General features: G+C 64.6%; 5 protein-coding genes and 1 pseudogene. 3 read left to right on the top strand and 3 right to left on the bottom strand.

The genetic code is table 11. The features are described 5' to 3' along the window. Window positions 1-329: OmpA family protein (locus ACEN88_RS25740; protein ID WP_413344239.1), on the top strand; the 329-nt coding region annotated here is incomplete at its 5' end. Between the two features lie 91 nt (window positions 330-420). After that, window positions 421-1,341: a YihY/virulence factor BrkB family protein gene (locus ACEN88_RS25745; RefSeq protein ID WP_413344241.1), complete on the top strand. Its 921-nt coding sequence runs from the start codon at window positions 421-423 to the stop codon at window positions 1,339-1,341. 37 nt (window positions 1,342-1,378) lie between these two features. Here ACEN88_RS25745 and ACEN88_RS25750 read toward each other — a convergent pair whose 3' ends face one another. The 3 genes from ACEN88_RS25750 to ACEN88_RS25760 all read right to left on the bottom strand — a co-directional run bounded on the left by ACEN88_RS25750 (window position 1,379) and on the right by ACEN88_RS25760 (window position 3,715). After that, complete coding sequence (locus ACEN88_RS25750) at window positions 1,379-2,656, bottom strand: AI-2E family transporter (RefSeq protein WP_413344243.1); 1,278 nt, start codon at window positions 2,654-2,656, stop codon at window positions 1,379-1,381. A 128-nt stretch (window positions 2,657-2,784) separates the two neighbouring features. Beyond that, window positions 2,785-3,099, bottom strand: a complete 315-nt coding sequence (locus ACEN88_RS25755) for a BON domain-containing protein (protein ID WP_056127494.1) — start codon at window positions 3,097-3,099, stop codon at window positions 2,785-2,787. 67 nt (window positions 3,100-3,166) lie between these two features. Beyond that, window positions 3,167-3,715 carry a hypothetical protein gene (locus ACEN88_RS25760; RefSeq protein WP_413344246.1) on the bottom strand — a complete coding sequence of 183 codons (549 nt, stop codon included), beginning with the start codon at window positions 3,713-3,715 and terminating at the stop codon, window positions 3,167-3,169. Between the two features lie 205 nt (window positions 3,716-3,920). Here ACEN88_RS25760 and ACEN88_RS25765 point away from each other — a divergent pair. Next, window positions 3,921-4,177: pseudogene (locus ACEN88_RS25765) on the top strand (hypothetical protein); the annotation flags it as partial.

Below are 4,177 nucleotides of genomic sequence, written 5' to 3' on the forward strand. Positions count from 1 at the left end.
TCTCGTCGCCGCAGCCGAAGCTGGACGACATCGCCGCCGCGCTGCAGGCCGACCCGTCGATCACCGACGTGGACATCACCGGCTATACCGACCGCCTGGGCTCGACCAAGTACAACCAGAAGCTGTCGGAGCGCCGCGCCAACGCCGTGCGCGAGTACCTGATCGCCAAAGGCGTCGATTCCAACCGTCTGAAGGCCTACGGCAAGGGCGAGCAGAATCCGGTCGTGACCGACTGCCACCAGAAGAAACGTTCGGAGCTGATCGCCTGCCTGGCACCGAACCGCCGCGTGGAAGTGGAGCCGATCACCATCGAGCGCCGCGTACAGTAACGCCTCAACGCGGGGCTTCGTCCCCGCCTACCGCTGGGCGTAGGCCCCGGAACGCGCCTTCGGGCGCGTTCGTCTTTTTGGAGGTTACCTGATGGCAGTACAAAACTGGATCCCCTTCTCGCGCCAGGTCGTCCATGTGATGCGCTGCGCCGTGACCGAATGGCTGGACCACCGCGCATCGAGCAAAGGCGCCGCCCTCGCGTTCTACACGCTGTTCTCGCTGGCTCCCATTCTCGTGCTCGTTATCGCGATAGCCGGCTTTTTCTACGGCACCGACGCCGCGCAAGGCCAGCTGCTGGACGAGCTGCGCGGCCTCGTCGGCACCCAGGGCGCGGAAACCATCCAGGCGATCCTGGCCGGTGCCCGCAACAAGGAAAGCGGCAAGCTGGCGACGATCATCGCGACGGTCCTGCTGCTGGTCGGTGCGACGAGTGCGTTCGCGGAACTCAAGGACAGCCTGGACGAAATTTGGGACGTCCCGCCGCCGAAGGACGCCACCTGGTGGGACACCGTCCGCACCCGCCTGCTGTCATTCGGCCTGATCCTGACCCTGGGCCTGCTGCTGATGTTCACGCTGGTCGTGTCCGCCGCATTGTCCGTATTGGAAAAATACCTGGGCGGCATGTGGCACTCCGCGACGATCATCCTGGGCTGGGTGGCCTGGGCCGTCAGCTTCCTCGTCATCGCCGTGATGTTCGGCGCGATCTACAAGCTGCTGCCGCGCGTAAAACTGTCGTGGCACGACGTGACCATCGGCGCCCTCGGCACCGCGATCATGTTCACCGTGGGGAAGTTCGCGATCGGCCTGTACATCGGCAACAGCGGCACGACGAACAGCTTCGGCGCCGCCGGTTCGCTGATCGCGCTGCTGCTATGGGTGTATTACTCGGCGCAGATTTTTTTCCTGGGCGCGGAATTCGCCCGCCAGTACGCGCTGCAGATGGGCAGCCTGAAGGACAAGCACGTCCCAGGTGCGCCGCCGCCGGAAGCGCGCCCGTCGCCCGTGCACTGAACCACGGCGGCGCCGTTGCCCCGGCGGGACGGCGCCGTCATTCGCCAAGCAGTTCGGCGATGACTTCCATCCCTTCCACGCGTTCCGCCACGACCTTGATCACGACGACGACGGGCACGCCGAGCAGCAATCCCCACATGCCCCACAGCCAGCCCCAGAACAGCAGGCTGACGAACACGGCCGCCGGGTTCATCTTGGCGATCTTGCCCGTCATCCAGGTCGTGACCACCATGCCGACGAGCGTCGCGATCCCCAGCGACGCACCCGCCACGAGGATCACCATCTGCAGCGATTCGAACTGCAGGAAGGCGACGAGGCCCGTGGCCGACGTGATCAACAGCGGGCCGAAGTAAGGCATGATGTGGGCGACGCCGGCGAAGATCGCCCACGCGCCCGCATTTTCCAGGCCGATGAACCGCAGCGCCACCCACATCAGCAGCGCCAGCAGCACGTTCGTGACGAGCAGCATGAACATATAGTTCTGGATGGACGTGTTGATGTCCTCGAGGATGTGCACCGTCACTTTTTTCTGCGTCAGCGACGGCCCTGTCAGCTTGACGAGCTTGCGCTTGAACGTGTCCCCGGCCAGCAGCAGGAAGAACACGAGGAACACGACCATCGTGGCTTGCGAGATGAAACTGGCCAGGCCGACGGAACCGGCCAGCAACCAGTCCATGATGCGGAAATTGCTGCCGCCGGGCGTCTGGGCGACGGCCGGTGCCGCGGCACGCCGCGGCGGTGCCGTCCGCTTCGCACTGCCCGCGTTGGCGGCGGCCTGTTCGAGTTCGGCCGCGGCGGCCTGGACCTGCTGGATCGTCGACGGCCCGTCCGACCCATCCGTCAGGATGCGCGTGACCTTGTGCGTCAGGGTCGGGAGTTCGTCGACGATGTTGAGGAACTCGCCCTGCACCCGGTGCATGGTGAGCGCCATGCCGACGAGGATCAGGCCCGTGACGAGCGTCGCGCCGATGGCGCGCCGGATGTGCCAGCGCTCGAGCCAGCGCACGACGGGACTCAGCGTGTAGGCGATAAAAATGCCGAGCAAGAGCGGCACGAAGAAATTCTTGGCCCACTGCAGGCCGAAGACGAACGCGACGGTGGCGATCACGCCGAGCGTGAGACCGCGCGCGTTGACGTGGACGGGCAGGCGCAGGCTGCCGTGGGCAGCGCCGAGCTCTTCGCCCGTCGGTGCCCCATCGGTGTTGACGAGGCCGGCTTCACGTGCCACCTGTTCGACATCCGCGGGCGCCGCGGCAACCGGCGTGACTGGGTTGGATGCCTCGGATGTTGCGGAGCCGGATTGGGCGAGCTGCATGGTACCTGCCTGAAAAAAAACAGCCGGTCCCGGGCACCCGCCGGCAGTCTCCTGCCAGGGCGGATGCCGCGTGGCGCGGCAATCGACACGACTGTCGGGCCGGCCCGCGCACGAGCCGCCCGGTCAGCTTATTTTACGCGGATGTCGTTCTTGACCGACGACACACCTTTCACGCCACGTGCGACGTCGGCGGCCTTCTGCGCATCCTGCGGCTGGGCCACGAAGCCCGACAGCTGCACGTCGCCCTTGTAGGTCTCGACATTGATCTCGGTGGCCTTCAGGGTCGGCTCGTTGAAGATCGCAGCCTTCACTTTTGCGGTGATGGCGGCGTCGTCGATGTACTCGCCGGTGCTTTCCTTGGTCGGGCTCGACGAGCAGCCGACGACGGTGAAGGCGACAGCGGCGGTGAAGATGGCGGTGGCGATGCGTTTGGTTGCGTTCATGGTGAACTCCTTGTTAGTGGTGGTACTTGGTTGTGCTCTTCATGAGCGGGGTGCGGTTATGCGCTGGCTATTTTCCGAACTCGGCCTTCGCAGCCGAGACGCATTGATCCTTGGCGGCGCCGGCGAACGCGTCGCATTTCTCCATGGCGACACGGTACGCGGCGGACAGCTTGTCCTCGCGCGCTTCATTGCGCGCTTCGATCGTTTTCTGGTCGGCCTTCGCGTCGGCCTGCGCGGCGACGAGACGGGCCTTGGCCTGTTCCTGGCACACGTCCTTGTCGTTGCCCGTCAGGCCGGCGCAGCGTGCCTTGTCGAGGTCATAGTTGGCGGAGGCAATGCGCATCCGTGCCCGCGTATAGGCCTTCAGCGTGTCCTCATACTTGGCGCGCGCTTCTTCCTCCATGCGCACGCGCGCGGCCTTCGCTTCCAGCACGCAGACGTCCTTCGGATTGCCGGTGATGGCATCGCAGCGGGCGCGTGCGTTCTTGTACTCGGCCGCCGCCGTGTCGCGTGCCTGCTGGTAAGCCAGCTTCGCTTCCGGCGTCGCCGCGCGGACATGGCCTGCAGCCCACATCAGGGCAGCGGCCAATAACAGGATCATGTGTGGTGTGCGCATTCTTGTTCTCCTTTTGACACTCTTTTTTTCAATCGATGTTGACGTTTTACTCTGCCGTAAGGACGATTTCTGTTCGCTGCCGAACACACGAAAAAAGATGATGAAAAAGCATCGGATGAGCACCCGCAGGTGAGTGCGTCATCGCACAGACCCCATACACATGACTGCGTAATCTGGTCCTACATCTTTGCCAGGAGAACAAGTCATGAAAGCTACTCGTACCCTTGCCGCCCTCGTCGCGGCCAGTGCGCTCCTCGGTGGCTGCGCCAGCCAGTCGTCCCAGCCCAGCTACGCCAACAACGGCTACAACAATGGCTACACCAACGGCTACGACAACACGGCTTCGACGGGCTACGGCACGATCGAATCGATCCAGGTCACCAGCGGTGAAGGCCGCACGAGCGGTGCCGGTGCGATCGTCGGCGGCCTCGTCGGTGCGCTGGCCGGCAACCAGGTCGGCAG

Source organism: Massilia sp. CT11-108 (genome assembly GCF_047302915.1).
GTDB lineage: Bacteria > Pseudomonadota > Gammaproteobacteria > Burkholderiales > Burkholderiaceae_D > Telluria > Telluria orientalis.